The organism is Pedobacter sp. UYP30 (genome assembly GCF_040547165.1).
Taxonomy (GTDB): domain Bacteria; phylum Bacteroidota; class Bacteroidia; order Sphingobacteriales; family Sphingobacteriaceae; genus Pedobacter.
On sequence record NZ_JBEPPD010000021.1, the window covers coordinates 20993 to 38986 of the forward strand.

At 40.3% G+C, this 17994-nt stretch carries 21 protein-coding genes; 16 read left to right on the forward strand and 5 right to left on the reverse strand.

Annotated features, from left to right (window positions below):
• Positions 1-78: 78 nt before the first annotated feature.
• From ABIB40_RS17685 to ABIB40_RS17700, 4 genes are all read right to left on the reverse strand, one after another.
• Positions 79-1077, reverse strand: coding sequence for a beta-ketoacyl-ACP synthase III (locus tag ABIB40_RS17685; RefSeq protein WP_354360728.1), 999 nt, complete (start codon positions 1075-1077; stop codon positions 79-81).
• A 6-nt stretch (positions 1078-1083) separates the two neighbouring features.
• Positions 1084-2019, reverse strand: a complete 936-nt coding sequence (gene plsX, locus ABIB40_RS17690; RefSeq protein WP_354360729.1) for a phosphate acyltransferase PlsX — start codon at positions 2017-2019, stop codon at positions 1084-1086.
• A 102-nt stretch (positions 2020-2121) separates the two neighbouring features.
• Positions 2122-2313 carry a 50S ribosomal protein L32 gene (gene rpmF, locus ABIB40_RS17695; RefSeq protein ID WP_354360730.1) on the reverse strand — a complete coding sequence of 64 codons (192 nt, stop codon included), beginning with the start codon at positions 2311-2313 and terminating at the stop codon, positions 2122-2124.
• An 8-nt stretch (positions 2314-2321) separates the two neighbouring features.
• The gene (locus ABIB40_RS17700) at positions 2322-2852 is read right to left on the reverse strand and encodes a YceD family protein (RefSeq protein WP_354360731.1); all 531 of its coding nucleotides are present in this window, start codon (positions 2850-2852) and stop codon (positions 2322-2324) included.
• A gap of 234 nt (positions 2853-3086) precedes the next feature.
• On the opposite strand from ABIB40_RS17700, the gene ABIB40_RS17705 reads away from it, so the two are divergent.
• The 3 genes from ABIB40_RS17705 to ABIB40_RS17715 all read left to right on the forward strand — a co-directional run bounded on the left by ABIB40_RS17705 (position 3087) and on the right by ABIB40_RS17715 (position 6660).
• Positions 3087-5171, forward strand: coding sequence for a hypothetical protein (locus ABIB40_RS17705; protein ID WP_354360732.1), 2085 nt, complete (start codon positions 3087-3089; stop codon positions 5169-5171).
• Between the two features lie 66 nt (positions 5172-5237).
• Positions 5238-6044, forward strand: a complete 807-nt coding sequence (locus ABIB40_RS17710; RefSeq protein WP_354360733.1) for a glycoside hydrolase family 25 protein — start codon at positions 5238-5240, stop codon at positions 6042-6044.
• Between the two features lie 46 nt (positions 6045-6090).
• Positions 6091-6660: a YIP1 family protein gene (locus ABIB40_RS17715; protein ID WP_354360734.1), complete on the forward strand. Its 570-nt coding sequence runs from the start codon at positions 6091-6093 to the stop codon at positions 6658-6660.
• Between the two features lie 293 nt (positions 6661-6953).
• Here the strand turns inward: ABIB40_RS17715 and ABIB40_RS17720 are convergent, their stop codons facing one another.
• Positions 6954-7250 (reverse strand): FtsB family cell division protein, encoded by a 297-nt coding sequence (locus tag ABIB40_RS17720; RefSeq protein ID WP_354360735.1) that lies wholly within the window; start codon positions 7248-7250, stop codon positions 6954-6956.
• A 180-nt stretch (positions 7251-7430) separates the two neighbouring features.
• On the opposite strand from ABIB40_RS17720, the gene tssD (ABIB40_RS17725) reads away from it, so the two are divergent.
• The 13 genes from tssD (ABIB40_RS17725) to ABIB40_RS17785 all read left to right on the forward strand — a co-directional run bounded on the left by tssD (ABIB40_RS17725) (position 7431) and on the right by ABIB40_RS17785 (position 17994).
• Positions 7431-7931 carry a type VI secretion system tube protein TssD gene (tssD, locus tag ABIB40_RS17725; RefSeq protein WP_354360736.1) on the forward strand — a complete coding sequence of 167 codons (501 nt, stop codon included), beginning with the start codon at positions 7431-7433 and terminating at the stop codon, positions 7929-7931.
• A gap of 73 nt (positions 7932-8004) precedes the next feature.
• Positions 8005-8400, forward strand: a complete 396-nt coding sequence (gene tssD, locus ABIB40_RS17730) for a type VI secretion system tube protein TssD (RefSeq protein WP_354360737.1) — start codon at positions 8005-8007, stop codon at positions 8398-8400.
• An 88-nt stretch (positions 8401-8488) separates the two neighbouring features.
• The gene (locus tag ABIB40_RS17735) at positions 8489-9355 is read left to right on the forward strand and encodes a hypothetical protein (protein ID WP_354360738.1); all 867 of its coding nucleotides are present in this window, start codon (positions 8489-8491) and stop codon (positions 9353-9355) included.
• 4 nt (positions 9356-9359) lie between these two features.
• Complete coding sequence (locus ABIB40_RS17740) at positions 9360-9965, forward strand: hypothetical protein (protein WP_354360739.1); 606 nt, start codon at positions 9360-9362, stop codon at positions 9963-9965.
• Between the two features lie 7 nt (positions 9966-9972).
• Entirely contained in the window at positions 9973-11892 is a 1920-nt protein-coding gene (locus ABIB40_RS17745) for a type VI secretion system Vgr family protein (protein ID WP_354360740.1), read from the forward strand.
• Between the two features lie 2 nt (positions 11893-11894).
• On the forward strand, positions 11895-12836 hold the full coding sequence (locus ABIB40_RS17750; RefSeq protein ID WP_354360741.1) for a hypothetical protein: 942 nt from the start codon (positions 11895-11897) through the stop codon (positions 12834-12836).
• Positions 12823-14220 carry a DUF4280 domain-containing protein gene (locus tag ABIB40_RS17755; RefSeq protein WP_354360742.1) on the forward strand — a complete coding sequence of 466 codons (1398 nt, stop codon included), beginning with the start codon at positions 12823-12825 and terminating at the stop codon, positions 14218-14220. Before ABIB40_RS17750 ends, ABIB40_RS17755 begins: the two co-directional genes overlap by 14 nt.
• Before the next feature lie 27 nt (positions 14221-14247).
• Positions 14248-15075 (forward strand): hypothetical protein, encoded by an 828-nt coding sequence (locus ABIB40_RS17760; protein ID WP_354360743.1) that lies wholly within the window; start codon positions 14248-14250, stop codon positions 15073-15075.
• A 51-nt stretch (positions 15076-15126) separates the two neighbouring features.
• Positions 15127-15531, forward strand: a complete 405-nt coding sequence (locus ABIB40_RS17765; RefSeq protein ID WP_354360744.1) for a hypothetical protein — start codon at positions 15127-15129, stop codon at positions 15529-15531.
• 49 nt (positions 15532-15580) lie between these two features.
• Positions 15581-15925 carry a hypothetical protein gene (locus ABIB40_RS17770; RefSeq protein ID WP_354360745.1) on the forward strand — a complete coding sequence of 115 codons (345 nt, stop codon included), beginning with the start codon at positions 15581-15583 and terminating at the stop codon, positions 15923-15925.
• Positions 15926-15942: 17 nt separating this feature from the next.
• Positions 15943-16440, forward strand: coding sequence for a hypothetical protein (locus tag ABIB40_RS17775; protein ID WP_354360746.1), 498 nt, complete (start codon positions 15943-15945; stop codon positions 16438-16440).
• 147 nt (positions 16441-16587) lie between these two features.
• Entirely contained in the window at positions 16588-17538 is a 951-nt protein-coding gene (locus ABIB40_RS17780) for a hypothetical protein (protein WP_354360747.1), read from the forward strand.
• Positions 17539-17550: 12 nt separating this feature from the next.
• Entirely contained in the window at positions 17551-17994 is a 444-nt protein-coding gene (locus ABIB40_RS17785; RefSeq protein ID WP_354360748.1) for a toxin-antitoxin system YwqK family antitoxin, read from the forward strand.

Consider the following 17994-nt stretch of genomic DNA (forward strand, 5'->3'; position numbering starts at 1 on the left):
ATGAAGCAACTAAGTTAATACTTTTTTATTTTAATTTATGACTGCAAAATATTTTTCTGCTTTGTTTGCAATTTGCAGTTAAACAGTATCGTAGGCCCATTTTAGGTAAACAGAACCCCAGGTAAAACCACCTCCAAAAGCGGCTAACACAATATTATCGCCTTTTTTCAACTTGCTTTCCCATTCCCATAAGCAAAGTGGAATGGTGCCATTTGTGGTATTTCCGTAACGTTCTATATTTATCATCACCTTATCAGTCCCAACGCCCATTCTGCTAGCGGTAGCATCTATAATGCGCTTGTTAGCTTGATGAGGCACCAACCAAGCAACATCGTTCGCAGTAAGTTTGTTGCGTTCCATAATCTCGGCGGCAACATCTGCCATATTTGTTACGGCAAATTTAAAAACTGCGGGCCCTTCCTGATGTACATGATGTAAATCTGCATCGATACTTTCGTGTGTAGCTGGTATCACAGAACCTCCTCCCTTCATGCCAAGATAATCTTTGCCAGATCCATCAGTTCTTAAAATGGTATCTAATATACCTAGACCGTCTTCATTGGGTTCTAATAAAGCGCAACCACAGCCATCACCAAAGATAATGCAAGTAGTACGGTCTTTATAGTTGATAATAGAAGACATTTTGTCGCCGCCAACCACCAATACTTTCTTGTGTTTGCCAGATTCTATAAAGGATGCACCTGTTGATAGGCCGAAAATAAATCCAGAGCAAGCTGCTTGTAAATCATATCCCCAGGCATTTTTGGCACCTATCTTATCTGCCAATACGTTTGCCGTTGCAGGGAAAGTAAAATCGGGCGTGGTGGTACAAAAGATAATAAGCTCTATTTCTGTCGCATCTATTCCTCTTTTTTTAAGCAAGCCGTTAACAGCGTGCACGGCCATATCTGAAGTGCCCAATCCCTTACCTTTTAAAATTCTTCTTTCTTTAATACCAGTTCTGGAAGTTATCCAATCGTCAGAGGTATCTACCATGGTTTCTAATTCTGCGTTGGTAAGCACATAATCGGGAACATAGCCGTTTACTGCAGTGATAGCTGCGTGAATTTTACTCATTTTTAATTATTTAAACGCAACTGTTATTTTATCTATCAATTTAGTGTAAATCATATCTCTAGATTGAAAGATCATATTTTTTATAGCGGTTGGGCTAGATATTCCGTGTCCGATAATTACAGGCGCGTTTACGCCCAAAATCGGACTTCCGCCGTATTGCTCGTAGTTAAATCTATCGAAAAATTCGTCTTTAAGGCCTTTTTTTAACGTGAGGACGTAAAATGATTCGGCCATTTTTAGCATGATGTTCCCTGTAAAACCATCGCAAACAATTACATCTGCAGCATCGTTAAACAAATCTCTGCCTTCTACATTGCCTATAAAGTTAAAGGTACTGTTTTTCATTAAAGGAAAAGCGGCCATACTTAATAAATTTCCTTTTTCGTCTTCCTCGCCAATGTTTATGAGCCCAACTTTTGGATTTTCGACGTGCATCATGTGTGTGGCGTAAATACTGCCCAGTATGCCGAACTGTGGCAAATACTCTGGTTTGCAATCGGCATTTGCGCCAGAATCTAACATAATGCCGGTGCCGCCCTTTAGTTTAGGCAGAACCGTGGGCAAACAAGGTCTAAAAATACCAGGAATAGCTTTTACGCTGTACAATGCGCCAACTAGCATGGCGCCAGAGTTGCCTGCGCTGGCAAAAGTATCTAGCTTCCCCTCTTTAAGCAGGCTAAAGCCAATAGCTATACTAGAATTGGGTTTCTGTATTATGGCTTTGGTAGGATGTTCGCCCATACCAATAACTTCTTCAGTATGTACAAACTCAAAATGATCAGCATTGAAACCCTCTTCTACTAAGATTGGTTTAATGTGATCCGTATTACCAATAAGCACTAAATGCTCATCAGTTTTTAAATGTTTATGGGCAGCAATGGCTCCCAAAACAATTGCTTTGGGAGCGTGATCTCCGCCCATAATGTCAAGGCCTATTCTCATAGAAAAAAAATATGTATGTATTTAAGTTAGGCGCTACCTAGTGTTATAACGGACTAAGGTATGACTAAAGAAGTCGAAAACACAAACAATTTTTTAAGAAAATTACCCTATTTGAGTATTTTCAATTACAAGTTTACCGTTGTAATATAGGTTTCCATCAACGTTATAAGCGCGGTGAGGAACATGTATAGCACCTGTAGCCGAGCAAGTTGACAAAGAAGGCAATTCTGCTTTATAGTGTGTTCTTCTTTTATTTTTTCTTTGTTTCGAAATTTTCCGTTTTGGATGTGCCATTTTATATTTTAATTATTTTTTAACTTATTAAGTGCCTCCCAACGTGGATCGGCCGTTTTTTCTTCGTTTTTTTGGTTCGCGATGCTCAGTTGTTCCAATCGAGTAATCATTTCCTCATCACAACTAATTCCTGCTTGCTCACAATGCTTAATAAAAGGCACGTTAACATTTATCATTTCATAAAGCGGCTTAGATATGTCTATCTCAGCTTCTTTACGATTCAGACTGATAATTTCTTCGTCATCGCTTTCTAGCTCATCGCCGGCAAACTTTACTATTTGCCTTTCGTTAATGCTTAGAGGCAACGGAAAGTTGCTTAAACATTTATCACAAATTAAATTTACCGTACCAACAATCTTAAAATTTAACAGCAACATGGTTTCTTGTTTCTCTAATTCCACGTTTACTTTTAAATCTCCACTTTTTATCAACGAATAATCAAATGCGTCAAAAAATGAGTTATCAATTTGATAATCAAAATGATGGACTCCAAGTTTTAGGCCGGTAAAAGGGATTGAAAATTGTTTTAACGGGTTCAAAGTACTTCAAATTTTAGCCTGCAAATGTATGGATAAATTTATGAGATTAAAAATGTTTTTAAAAATACGCATACAGCCTCATTCTAGTTTTTGGCTATAGATAAGCAATTCAAAACAAATTTATGGCGATGATGTATTTTTGCCCATGTACGGCTAAGCCGCAAGCTTACCTCAAAAATACATATTCTAACTTTCTTTGCTAAAAAAGCTGCAAAATGAGCATCTTTATCAATTATGATGAGCACTTTTTCAACCTCAACCATTTTTTTTCTTTTAGGATGTTTTCTTTTAGGCGGTTTATATGCCTGGCTGCTCTACACAAGCAAGAGCGGTTTAAAAAGAAAACATAACATTGGTTTCGCTGCGCTTAGAACTTTGTTGGTTGCCATTATTGCTTTTTTGCTAGTTGCGCCCTTGTTAAAGTTTACACAATATACTTTGCAAAAGCCGGTCATTATTATTGGTCAAGACAATTCAACATCTATTAAACAGGTGGAGCCAAATGGCTTTGATCAGCAGGCTTACCAACGCAATTTTAAAGAATTGCAGAAAAAACTCTCTGAAAAATTTGATGTGCAGACCTACCATTTTGGAGCGCAAATAGGAAAGGGTTTGGATTTTTCTTACAAGGCTAAGTTGACTGACGCAGATGCTTTTTTAAAAAAGATAAAAGAAGAATATATAAACAGAAATGTAGGTGCGGTTATTTTAGCAACTGATGGGATATTTAATAAAGGGGCAAACCCGCTTTATGGCTTACAAGGCTTAAAGTCGCCGGTTTATACCATTGCCCTAGGCGATACGATACCGAAGCGCGATGCGGTTATTACAAGCTTAAATTACAGCAATATCGTGTACCTTAACGATAGTTTTACAGCAGAAGTGCAGGTTAAGGTTTTTGATGGTGATGGAGAAACAGCACAGCTAAGTCTCGTGTACAATGGTAAGGTTGTCCAGAAGCAAAGTGTAGCCGTTAAAGGAAAAGCATTCGTAAAAACCATCCCTATAAAAGTAAAAGCAGATAGGGTAGGGTTGCAAAAATTTACAATAGAAATTGCGCCGTTAAAGAACGAGATAACCACCAAGAACAATTCGCAAACTTTTTATGTGGAGGTAATCGATGGTTCGCAAAAGGTATTGCTAGCGGCTGCGGCTCCTCATCCAGATCTGGCGGTGCTTAAAGAGGCGATTTCTAGCAACAAGCATTTCGAAGTTACATTGGCCTTGGCAGATAAATTAAACAACATAAAACTCCAAGGTTTTGATGTGATTATTCTTTATCAATTGCCAGACGCTAGCAATTTATACACCACTTTTATAAGTAATTTGCAGGCCATTAGAAAGCCACTGTGGTTTATTTTAGGAGGACAGACCAACCTGGCTGGATTTAATCAGATGCAAAATGCAGTGAGCTTAAACTTAGCAAATGGAGGTTTACAAGAGATTTATCCTGTAAAGGGACAAAATTTTACCAACTTTAGTTTAGCACAAAGTGATGAGAAAGTAATTAGCGGTTTAGATCCCCTGCTTAGTCCTTTTGGAAGGTTAAATGTATCAGCAAACACTACCGCGGTTTTAGATCAGCGCATTGGCAAAATAGACACCAAATTGCCACTGCTATTCTTTGCCAATGAAAATGACCAGAAACTCGGCTTTTTATTGGGCGAGGGGCTTTGGCGCTGGAAACTGAATGAAGCACAAAGTGTAGATAGCACCGGATTTGTTAAAGATTTAATTTCTAAAACCATTCAGTACCTCGCCGTTAAGGACGATAAACGACGGTTTAGGATAGTGCCCTCAAAACCTAATTACGAAGAAAGTGAAGAGGTGTATTTAAACGCAACGCTATACAACAAAAGCTATCAGCCCATAAACGAGCCCGAAGTAAATCTTGTTTTAAAAAACCAACAAGGTAAAAACTTTAATTATGTATTCTCTAAATCAGCGCTTGGTTACCAACTAAACATAGGTAATTTGCCGCCAGGTAGCTATTCTTTTACTGGGAACACTCTACTTGGTAAGGAGAAATTATTGGCAATTGGTGGCTTTTACGTTACGCCCTTATTGGCAGAGTACAGGCAAACCACTGCAGATCATCGATTGCTAAACGCCATGGCACAGCAAAGCGGAGGCAAAATGTTTATGCCAAAAAATCTACTTCAAATTGTAAACGAAGTATCTAAAAACGACAACATCAAAACTGTTAGTTACGAAGATAGGCGGTATGTTGAGCTTATAAACGTAAAATGGCTACTCGCTTTGATTTTGGCGCTGCTAAGTACCGAGTGGTTTTTAAGAAAACGAAACGGAGAAGTGTAAAAGGGTTTACGATTTTAGATTTACGATTAGCGAAAAACGACCAACGACCAACGAAAAACGACTTTGATGAAGAAAAGAAGCAGCGGCTTTTCGGCCAAATGGAAAATTGCACTGGCAGGGCTACTGATTGTTTTCCTTTCGCCTTTTTATTATGGTTACGTATTAAAAGGCTTTGTGAGTACTTGGGGATGGGTTAAAGACTTGAGTCAAGATTCAAATTATCCAATCTACAAGAGTTTTAAAATCAAAATTCCAAAAAAGTATAAGGTTCATGGTATCGATGTTTCCTATTATCAAGGCAAAATAAATTGGCAAAAGGTTAAAAGGATGAAGGAAGACGAAGTGAGCGTTCGTTTTGCTTTTGTTAAAGCAACTGACGGCTTACTAAAGGTAGATCCCTATTTTAAAAGGAACTGGCGCGAAACCCCGAAAGCAGGAATAATACGAGGGGCCTATCATTTCTTTAGGCCAAGATATGATGGAAAAGCACAGGCACAATTTTTCTTGCAAGTAGCAAATGTAGAGAAAGGAGATTTGCCGCCAGTAGTAGATGTAGAGGGCTTAGATGGTGTTTCTCCGCTAGAAATGCGAGCTGAACTCGCTGACTACCTAAATTATATAGAAATAAAAACGAAAGTTAGGCCCATAATTTATAGTGGGCTAAAGTTTTATGAAGATTATCTGCGCGGAAATTTTGACGATTACCTACTGTGGGTAGCACATTACCATCAGCCCAAATTAAGAATTGATAAAAGCCGATGGAGCTTTTGGCAACATTCTGATAGAGCTAGAATTAACGGAATTGGCCATGTGGTAGATTTTAATGCTTTTAACGGCGACAGTACAGATTTTGAAAAAATATTAGTGAAATAGCTAGAGGTTTCTTACATTTATCTTATATCTATTATATCTAAATTTTATGCTCGCAATAAAAAATCTTTGGTTTACGCTTAAATCTTTGTTCACATATCCCGAACGCACCTTTCCTTACATTGTAGATCGCGTTGGCGATAGCCATAAAAATTTACTCATAGCCACAGCTATCTTCGCTCGATGGTTAATTATGTTGTTTTTTACCAAGCACGATACTATGCTGGGCTTTCTATTTGGATCATTGTTTTTGCTACCGATAGGTTATTTTATTGCGCTTTACATGTTTAAACTTGGAGCCTCTATTTTGGTGCTTGTAATAGAAAAATTTCGAGGTACTATGGATGAGTTTACCGCAGAGCTCATATTAATCTATACTTTTTTGCCTATCGCAATTTGTTCTTCACTTTTATCTGTAATCTTATTCTTGGTTCCTTTTGCCGAAATGGCTATTATAATAGGGTCCAAAATTTTTCAGTTCTATTTATTGTTTCTCGGGTTGAGTATTTTTGCGAATCTGAGTCGGAAAAAAACAATTTGGGCCAGTATAACTTTTATAATTCTGCCGTATCTTATATCTGGGTTGATTGTTATAATCATGGCTAAATTTTCGCATTAAAAAAAGCCAATTATTTAAAATTTATAGGTTGAGGTTTGTGGCGTTGCTAATGAAACCTGTGTTGACTGCACGGCAGTAACTTGTTAAACCCGACTGGAACGGCATCCTTTTACCTGAGATGGATTTTAGGCGATGGGGGTAAAAGATACAGTGGAATGCGGGGCAGGATTTTCTAAATCCGTAGAGTGTCTCGTTTTCAAAAAAATGAAAGAAAATAACACAATTTTTGGTTTAAAGAGTTGACCCTAAACCCTAAACCCTAAACCCTAAACCCTAAACCCTAAACCCTAAACCTATTTCTTCTCTTCCCTAATAATCACAAAAACATCTTCATTGTCTTTTTTCATGAAGTATTTTTCTCGGGCAAATTTCTCGGCCATGTTTAAGTTTGTGCTCAGTTCGGTCAAATCGGTTTTAACCTGCGCGGTTTCTTTCTCGTAATACTCCTTTTCGTTTTGCAATTTATTGGCTTCGGTGCGGTATTCATATTGCGACATCATGTCGTTCTTATCGAAAAACATAATCCAGAAAAAGAACGCCAACGTTGCCAAAAAATATTTATTCCGAAAAAGATCTATCAACCGGTGCATTTATGGGGGTATTTAAATGTTCTTACAAATATATCATTTTATCGTTAACAAATTAATGGATTTGGTGCGTACACCAAAGGCCTAACTTTTTGGAATGCCAGCGAGTTTGATTTTTAAACCCTGTTTTTTGCGCTATGTGAGTAAAAAGCATTAACGTCAGGCTCGACCTTAACCCAACTTGTGGAAAAAAAAGTAATCCATTTGCAACATTTTGGTCTTTGGTTTGTTAACTTGCATAGAAAGGCGCTAACGGTTAGCGCCGTACACTTAAATTATTATGTAATGGCTTTCAAAGCAAGATTGACCCTAATGGGCAAAGAGCACGATGTGCTAAACTGTTCTTATTCACTTAACCGCGATGTCGATTCAAAGGGACGGCCATCTTCTGGCGTTTATGGTGGTACCATAGATGTGGAGATAGAGTCTACCGAAGACACGTCTGTGGTTGAGGCAATGGTGAACAACCAATTCAAACCTTTGAGCGGAAGTCTTTTGATCAAGAAATCAGAAGAAGATGCAAAGATGAAGGAAGTGAGTTTCGAGGACGGTTACATCGTGAAGTACGCCGAGGGGCTGAACATTTTGGGCGATACGCCCATGAGCCTAAAATTTGTAATTTCTGCACGCAAACTGAAAGTAGGCAGTGCAGAACATGTAAACGATTGGCCAACTGGGAAGTAAGCTGTCGTAAAAAAAACAAGTGCGTGCAGAAAATCTGTGCGGAAAAATCATTCACATTTAAAACATTAAAAGCATGGCTTTCAAAGCGAGGATCACTATCGGATCAAAAGAATTTGACGTATTACAGTGCAGTTTCTCCCTTAGCAGGGATGTAGATGCCAAGGGTCGCCCGTCATCCGGCGTTTATGGCGGTACCATCCAGGTAGAGGTAGAATCTACAGAAGATACTTCTGTGATAGAATCTATGGTAAACAACCAGTACAAGCCCCTAGCTGGGCAGATCACCTTCAAAAAATCAGAAGAGGATGCAAAAATGAAGGAACTGTCTTTTGAGGACGGTTACCTGATCCAATACAATGAGGGAATCTCTATTTTGGGCGATAACCCGATGTCATTGAGTTTTGTCATCTCGGCACGCAAGCTAAAGATCGGCAACGCCGAGCACGAGAACGACTGGCCAAAGGCATAGAGCGCATATAGGTTAAAAAACCTTATGTAACTCGAACGGAGGAGATAAGCACTTATCCTCTCCGTTTTTTTGTTTTATCCATGAACTTATGCCAAAGAAGAGAAAACTTATAAAAAAGACTGCGCCAACGGTAAAGAAGAAACAATCCAGCATCCCTACGGCAACCGAATACATCGATTTGTTCAACACCTGCGTGATTAATAAAGAAAAGGTGGCCGAGGTAGACAAGGTAATCGACGAGAATGTTGTAGTTAATCGCAACCGTTACCAAGATGTTTCCAATCTTGTGTCTGGAAACAACGCACAGACCAGCTCTCCGTTGTTCCAATCGGCGTACGTGCCGTTTTATGATCGCCTTAGTATGCCAAAGTCGACTGGATTTATAAGCCCCTCAGCATTTAAAAGTCCTGCGGATAGGGTATTGAGTCAGTTTTTGCCCTCAACGTTCTCGACGCCTTTCTCTAAGAACAATCTTTTTGACACCGATGTTTTCGGCATTAATGCGATGTTGCTTGGGTTAGAGATTCCATGGTATTTTATTGCCTGCATCCACTATTTGGAATGCTCGTTCAGTTTCAAGAAGCACTTGCACAACGGCGATCCACTTTCGGGCTATACCGTACATGTGCCTGCGCACCGTCCAAAAGTTGGCCAAGGGCCGCCTTTTACTTTTGAGGAGAGTGCGGTAGATGCATTAAAATTGATGAAATACGATACGGTGACGAATTGGAGTCTGTCTTTTATCCTACAGAAACTGGAAGGATACAACGGATTTGGCTACAGCAAAAGGGGAGTGAATAGTCCATATCTCTGGAGCTATTCTAACAATTATGTAAAAGGCAAATACGTTAAGGATGGTGTTTACGATGCCAATGCAGTATCGAAACAATTGGGTGCAGCAGTTATTTTAAAACGGATGGAAGAACGTGCGTTGATTAGCATTCCTAGAATATAGCCTAATGAAAAGCATAGTTTATACGTTTTTGTTCCTATCGGGATTGTTGTTCCAATTAAGCTGTGGAACAGCGCCTGCTCAAACGGAATCAAGAACAAAAATTGTAAAGACAACCGATAGTAGCAAAAATAAATCGGCCGCGCCAGTAAATAAAATTAGCGACCTTCTGCTTTTCAAACAAGCGTTTGCAAAGTTTAAACAAGCGATTAAAGAAAAGAATAAACAAAAGATAATGGACTGCTTCAATTTCCCATTACAGACCGCACCACAATGGAGCGAGGAAGAGTTAAAAGCGATGCCAAATGCAGTTAGAGGCCAATCTATGCAAGAAAAGGAATTTGCTAGTTACTATAAAGATGTGTTTACACCCGAGGTGATGAAATTGATAATAAATAGCACAGATAGCGAGGCAGGCAAGATAGACCCAACTACAAACGACCCCTATTATAGCTCGCTCTATACGCAGGCAGATAAAGGCAGCAGTTTGTATGAGATACAGAAACAATATCCGCAAGACAACGGACAGGAAACCTCTTTCGGTTTTGTGTTTGGGAAGATAAGCGACAAATATAAGATAGTTAGTTATTACAGGCCATGGCCACTCAAATAATAAACAGATGGAAAGCAAGATAAAAGTAGAGATCTACATAGACGGCACAGAGATTCCCCACTTCTCTAATTTTACGCTAGAGCAGAAATTTAACCAGCACCATACCTTTGCGCTCAGGATCAACCACGACCAGATAGAGGACGAAAAAGGACTCTCGATAGAAAATTCCAAGGATTTTATCGGCAGAAACCTCAGCATACAATGGGGACTGGCTACAGGAGAAGAAAACCGCTTTATGGGCAAAATTACCAAGGTAGAGATTTCGCAAAGCCATGGTTTCCAGGGCGACATCCTCATCAGTGGTTTCAGTCCGGGGATATTGTTAGATAGAGGACCAGACTTGGGCTCGTACCTAGACAAAACGTTAAAAAATATTCTTGAACTTGCCACCAAAGATGCGCCCAGCAACGATCTGCATTTTAACATCAAGCCAACCTTTACAGAACCGATAGATTACATGATCCAATACCGTGAGAGCGATTTTGATTTCATCAATCGACTAAGTGCAGAATACCACGAATGGTTCTATTACGATGGCGAAAACCTAAACTTTGGCAAGCCAGATAATTTGGAAGAGGTAAAACTAATTTACGGAAGAGATCTGCACAGCCTGCAATATGGCCTAACGGTTGCACCGCTCAACTATCAAAAATTTGCCTACCATTCAGAACAAGACCAGGTGCTCAGCGCTGACCCCGAAAAAAGCAATTCAAGTTCGCCAGATGTATCGCACGCCATAAAGTCGTCTAATATGATGTTCAGCAAGCGCTTTACTGAACCTCTGAGCGTTAGGGTAAACACACAAAAGGAGATCAACACCTTTGTAAACGATGAGCAGAAGGCATTGGTATCAGAACTCGTGCACCTTATGGGCAATGGCGACAACCCATCGGTTGGCATTGGCAAGATAGTTAAAATCAGTACCAGCGTAAAGAATGTGGCTGTGCCCGGTGGCAGTGAAATAAATGGCATTGCAGGCAAGGTTGGCGGCTTTATGCTGCAAGATTTCGGTAAGTTCTTGGTTACGGCCGTTTACCACCAACTAGATGGCGTTGGGCATTACCAAAACACCTTTGAGGGTGTTGCAGCAGAAACAGAAAAACTCCCGGTTAACGGTGCAGAAAAACCTTATGCCGATATGCAATTGGCCACGGTAATGGACAATAACGACCCGAAGAAACAAGGCCGCATAAAGGTACAGTTCAAGTGGGCCTGTACAGCAAACGACCACACAGAATGGTTGAGGGTAATGAGCCCAAATGCAGGACATGGCGATACTGGAAAAAACCGTGGTTTCTTGGTGGTTCCCGAAAAAGGCGATCAAGTAATCGTAGCTTTCGAAGAAGGAAACATTGCCCGCCCGGTGGTTATGGGAAGTGTGTACCACAGTAATAACGTAGAAAGTGGCTTTACCGACAGCAACATTAAAGGGATGAGCTCCAGAAAAGGGAGCGCCTTGACCTTTGACGACCTGAACCACGCCCTGAACATGGGGACGAACGCAGCCAATTTTGTAAACATAAAGAACGGGCCGGGGCTGATGACCGCGCAGGCCGCAAGTAAGATCGTTATCCACAGTGGAGAGAGCACCATCACCATGGATAAGGAAGGAAACATTGCCATTACAGGAAAGAACATCAGTATCAACGGACAGACCAGCATAGATATTCAATCGCCGAAGATTACCATTGGTAATTTGGCACCGGCTGAGGGCGCAACGCCCGAACAAACGGCAGGTGCAACCAACACGGTAGATGTTAAGGGAAAAGTTATAGTAATAGAAGGCAAAGAAAGCGTCGAGAACACCGCACCACAAGTAGATCTTGGCAAAGACGGAGATGGCCTTACCAACATGAAGGGCAAGACCGTAAATGTTAATGGCATCGATGAAATCAACTTAAATTCCACCATCATTAATTCCAATTAGGTATGGGTTGGGTAAACAGCTTTCTGGGAATAGGTAGAACCGATGCAGAAGTGGAAGAAGAAGCCTTTCCTCCTGTTATCGGTAGGGATAGACAAACGTTTAGCTTCGACTACACGCACAAGCACTGGGTTGCCGAACGCGAGGTAAAACACCATATTATTGGAGACATAGCCATTGGCGTACAGCGGGAAAACTCGGGAACACAAAAGTGGAGCATTTTGATGAATAACGTTAAATGCGATTGGGCACTGAACTGTCTGCCCGAGACCTACCTGTTCTTCAACTGTATAAAAAGGATAGAGATCTACATTGATAGCGAAGGCAAACTGCTCGACACGCTCTATCCGATCAGCCAATCGGCATTTCTGAAAGAAAAGAAAAGAGCGGTTTCGGAGCATGTGGAAGATAGTGGGCAGAGAAGTAACCTCAAACGGTTTTTCGAACGAAACCTGATGAAAGATGAGTTTCTACAGGCCATCATCCCATACAACCCCATTGTAAAAACCTTATTAAATGCGCTCTCGGCGACAAAATTACACGACAATAATCCAGACTTAAATCAAATACCGGAACCCTATCACATTCCTGGCTACTTTGGCAACAAGGCGATATTGCCCATCAAGGCATGTTGGTTATATAAGCCCGCAAACGAAAACATACCAAACCTAAACTGGATGCGCTTTGGGGGATTGGACGAGGAACTGTACAAAAAACAGGAACTTCAAAGCTTTATAAATACACTGAACGGACATTTTGAAAGTGATACAAATCTGAGCCTCGAGTTTTCGGAAAGATATGAGTTCAATCCAAGTCCAAGGCTTAGCGTGGCAAACCTTACCTATGCAGAAAGTTACTTAGAGACAATTATTGCTCGGGGATGGTACAAGGAAGAGGCAGTTATTCTACAGGCACATAAAAAGGAGGTTGTAGATGGCCAAAGATGATCTATTTGCCTTTAACGGAGTAATATTAAAATGCGATAAGGGCGCAATTGTTCTGCCCCTAATAGCTACGCCCAAAAAACACAACATCAGCAGATTGCCTATTGCCACGGTAACAGACAATATTCCCATCGTAAACATACCGAGTTTTGGGGTGTGCTCCATTACCGGCAGTGCCTGTGTGCCTGTTGCCCCCGAATGGATAAAAGCGCACGATGGCGCACAAAAGGTATTGGGGAAAGCACCACTGTTATTAACTTCTTACTGCAAGTGCCAGGCGGGTGGCACGATAGAGGTTTTTTCTGATACAGAAAAGGCAAATGACGCACTGGAAAAGGATAAAGGAGACCGGGTAGATGGTATACCTTGGCTGGACGGAATGCTGGGCACCGCATTAACCTCGCCAATCGGCCCCATATTAGATATGTTTACCGATGGAGGCCATGATGTGACCGAGGGCATCGGCCGGGGGTTTAGAAAAGGGCTCAAAGGCACCTGGAACGGACTGGTGCAAATGGTGAGTCACCCGCGGGACACCGCGAAAGGGCTAACGAAAATGGCGGGGATAGCCGTGATCGGATACGGGGGATCGGGAATGGTACCGGCCTCTGTCAAACTACAACAGTTCGACGCAACATTCGGCACTACCTTGGCCCCTACCCATGAAGCCATTGGCGATGCGATAGCAGATGGCTGGGACAAAAAGGTGGTCCATGGTACCACCGAAGAGCGCAGCGAGGTTACAGGGCAGGTAATTGAAGGCGTACTGGAAGCCGTTGTGGGCACCAAGGGTGCAGGTGCAGCGGTAAAAGGTGTAACCTCGGCAGGTAAATTTGTGCTCGGCGCAGAACGGGTTGCGGTAATGACCGAGGCAATTGCTAAATTGCAGAAGGCCATGAAGCTGGAGGCTTTGGCGGGGAAGATCAAGGGGATATTTAAGGTGGGGGTTAGACGGCTGACCCCTTCTAGTTTCGGGATAAGAATGCTTGCTGATAATCCTGAATTATTAAAAATATGGAATGATACCTTGCGAAAACTAAGTTCCTCCAGTCGGACTAATGTTTTCAAAGCATATTTAAAAAATATTGAAAATGGAGTTCCAATGACAAACTTAGAACTACAAAGAACATTTAAATATGTTAGGGAGACCTTTAAGAAGAATGCTGAAAGTGCCGGGCATGTCATAGATGGGGAGGTTCATCATTGGAATTATAGTAAAAGCACCTATCCTGAACAAATAACGAACCCTAAAAACTTGACAGAACCAATAGATCGAGCCACTCACACCAACGTACATCAGCAGACTACATCAAATCCCTCAAAACCTTGGGAAGGCCCTATTAACCCTGAGCATGAAATACCAATAAATAGCTCTCCTTTAGATTAAATTGGTTATCTTTATAACAATAAAAATATGCAAAAATTAACTGCTATATACAACGAACTTGGGGTGGAGAAAACCCTAATTGATCTATCAAATCAAAAGATAGAAATACCTTATTTAGATACCTATAATAATCCTGATCAATACTGGTATCCTCATCCACCAGTTTTAATTCCATTATTTATCGGTCATGGAGCCTCATACAAAGGCATATTGTGTCATTTTTTTTCGCCTAGAAAAAGATCTTATATAGAGTATGAATTAGAGTGGGGTTTCATGCTCGAATTTGCTAGGAATGTTGATCAGATTTATGCTCAAATGGTTTTGGATATGGATATGGTTGCAGAAGGTTTGGATGATAAAATATTAAAGTTTTGTGATGATGTTAAGTTTAAAGAATCAGGTGAGGTAGATATTTTTGCTGATAAATATGGAAATGTAATAAGTGATTACAATAAATTGATTCATTTGGTTGAAAATACGCCCCTCACGTATCTAGAAGATATTACTTCTTATACAGGCAATTATCCTTCGTCAGAAACTGTGTTAAATGAAAAGCAAGTGTATAATGCCTGCTCATTTGAGATAACAAATATTAATTTTTTGAGAAATATCCCCAATTTGCCCAGATGGTTGATAACGGGCAACCCTCAAAAAGATTTATTTGATGAGTTAATCAATAATGACGATTTAAAAGGAGCTTGGCTAACACTCAATAGTACTGGGTGGCTATTGAAAGACGTTGCAAAAGGTTTGGAAAAATTGAAATCGAAAACCGATGACAATCTATTTCATTTAGTTGCAGATAACTGGATTATTGGTTGGCAGAATTCGAGTTTTCCGGAAGGTTCATATTAACCGCTAAAGGAAAATCACAACCAATAAATTTAAAAGCACAAGCATTAGTTTGTGCTTTTTTGTTTTGCCCTAAATCCTAACCTGGGCGCAGAAGGCGTTCGGAAAAAAATTACCCCAACCCACAGAGCCACTGGCGACCCGATAGCAGATGGATGGGACAAAAAGGTGGTACACGGCACTACCGGGGAGCGCAGCGAGGTTGTTGGGCAGGTAATTGAAGGCATACTGGAAGCCGTTGTGGGCACCAAGGGAGCAGGCATGGTCGTAAAAGATGTAACCTCGGCAGGTAAATTTGTGCTCGGCGCAGAACGGATTGCGGTAACGACCGAAGCAATCGCTAAATTGCAAAAGGCCATGAAGCTGGAAGCCCTGGCTGGGAAAGTGGCAGGGATATTTAAGCTTGGGAGAACTAAAGATTGGCAAACCTCAGTGGCTTCGAGACCTAGAGAGAGGTAATCAATTTAATAGGGAAAGAGCACCCTTTTATGACTACAACGAAGTTTACGTGAAAAAGCCCGATGGACCAGGGTATTATCGTCTAGACTCTTATAAACCTGGGGAAGAAATAGTCTCGAGGAAATATACCCAGCTATCAGAAATACAAGAAAGTACCGCAAAAAACTATATAAACGAAATAGATAAGAAATATCCCGAGGGTGCAGACATTGCAAATGTCCCGTCGAATACCACCGGCGGAAACTCTGGGATTTTTGAGAGTGGTAATACTCTTAAAGGAAAAAAAGTTTTGGAAATCCCTGTTCAAAATAAGCCTGTTCCCAAATCCGTAATTAATTCAGCAAATGACGCGGGTGTCACAATTAGAGATGTAAATGGAAGGATTTATAAATAAAATAATATCTTTGAACTATGAAGATTACATATACCAAAGGTTGGTTTAGAGATCAAAAACGAATACTCAAAGAGTACTCAATAGAGGATGCAAAATTGTATTTTTTAAATAGAAACCCATTTGCAATACTTATTGAAAAAAGTGGAAAAGAATATTGTTTTGTGAACATTAATAATAAATTTCTATATGTTGGATTTTTAGATGATTTAAAAAGAGAATATTTGGGATATGAATTTTCAGAGGTGGAAAGCGGTAAAGTATTTTTAAAAGAAGTACAATTTTGGGAATATGATGGAGATTCAGATACCAAAATTACATCAACTCGCTATCGGTTTACCCCTGATGGTCAGTTCGGAATTGAAAAGAGAGATAACCTTAAACAAGAGGTGGAGCGGTTAACCGCCAAAAATAAGCTTGATGTTTCTGCACTGTATGAAAATTATCCTCAATTTGGCCATTATAATGAAATTATAAAGAAAGAGCGAGAACTTCCCATAGCCTCGGCAGAATTCTGATAAGTTAAATATAGAATTTTAGAACATTTACTTTGTTTAAAAGCCTTCTTTCCGAGGGCTTTTGTGTTTTTCACTTTATCGTAATCAAAGACGTTGGCCGAGGATTTAGAAAAGGCCTGAAAGGCACTTGGAACGGACTAAAAGCACATGGCCACCCATCTTGGGGACACTGTAACCGGCCTTACAAAAATGGCGGGGATAGTAGTGGTTGGCTATGGCGGGCCAACACCGCTTTTGTTATTGGCATCTCCCGATGAAAGGTTGAAGGCTTTCGACAAAACTTTCGGAACCACCTTAGCTCCAACCCATGAGGCCATCGGTGATGCGATAGAAGATGGATGGGACAAGAAAGTGGTACATGGTACGACCGAAGAGCGCAGCGAGGTTGTTGGGCAGGTATACGAAGGCGTGCTGGAAGTTGCCTTTGGCACCAAGGGTACTTCTATGGTAGTCAAAGGAATAGGCACTGCAAGTAAATTTGCGCTCGGCGCAGAACGTTTTGCGGTAATGACCGAGGCAATTGCTAACTTGCAGAAGGCCATGAAGCTGGAAGCTTTGGCGGGGAAGATCAAGGGGATATTTAAGGTTGGCCTAAGACGAATAGGGTTACAAGAAAAATTTATAGATGATGTGACCAAAAAAGCAGCTGAGCTAATTAAAAAAGCGGATGAAGGTATTTTTGGATTTAGTAAAAGAAAAAATGGCCCTTGCTTATCAGGAGTGTACGATCCAAAAACTAATAAAACGTTCTTCGGTCAGAATTTTGAGAAGAATATTAAAGGAAACAAAGAATATGCTGAGTTTGTAGAAAATGCGCATCCGATTATTAAAAATAGAATCAGAGCGCAGCAAAAACTGATTGATGAAGGAAAAGTTTCAGCTGATGTGGATAGAAGAGCGGGCGCTCACTCAGAAGTAAGAGCTTTAGATGATGCAATAAAAAATAGAGAAATATCAACTGGCAAGCCGGTAACGGAGTCAGATATGGGTAGTTTTGACTTACATAACAGGCATCTTCCGAGTAACACTCCTTTTAACAGATGCCCTAATTGTTCTAACATAACTGAGGGGACAAACGTGGTAGGTGGTCACAAATAAATAAATAATACAATGAAGCTAATAAATACTTTATTCTCTAAAGGTGACATCAGTAATGGTGAAACAATTTATTTTGTCGATAAGCAAATGAATAACCCGTTTAACGGGATAGCATATGAAGAGTATGCGGATTTAATAAACTCAGTTTTTGACGTCAAGAATGGTAAGAAAGATGGAATTGAAAAGCTATTTCATGAGAATAGCAAGGTGTTGCAACAGATAACTGAATACAGAAAAAATTTACAATTCGGAGTGTCTAAAGAATATGATGAACATGGAAAGGAAAATTCCGTAAGTATTATATGGAATAATGAATATCTTAAAATATTAACACTATCCAATGGATCTATAGTTGATAGAGAGGACAATTTTGATCTTCGCAGTATTGAATACCCTTCGTACATTCTGGAATTATTAAATCTAGACGATAAAGCATTGATAGTGTATCCAATTTAG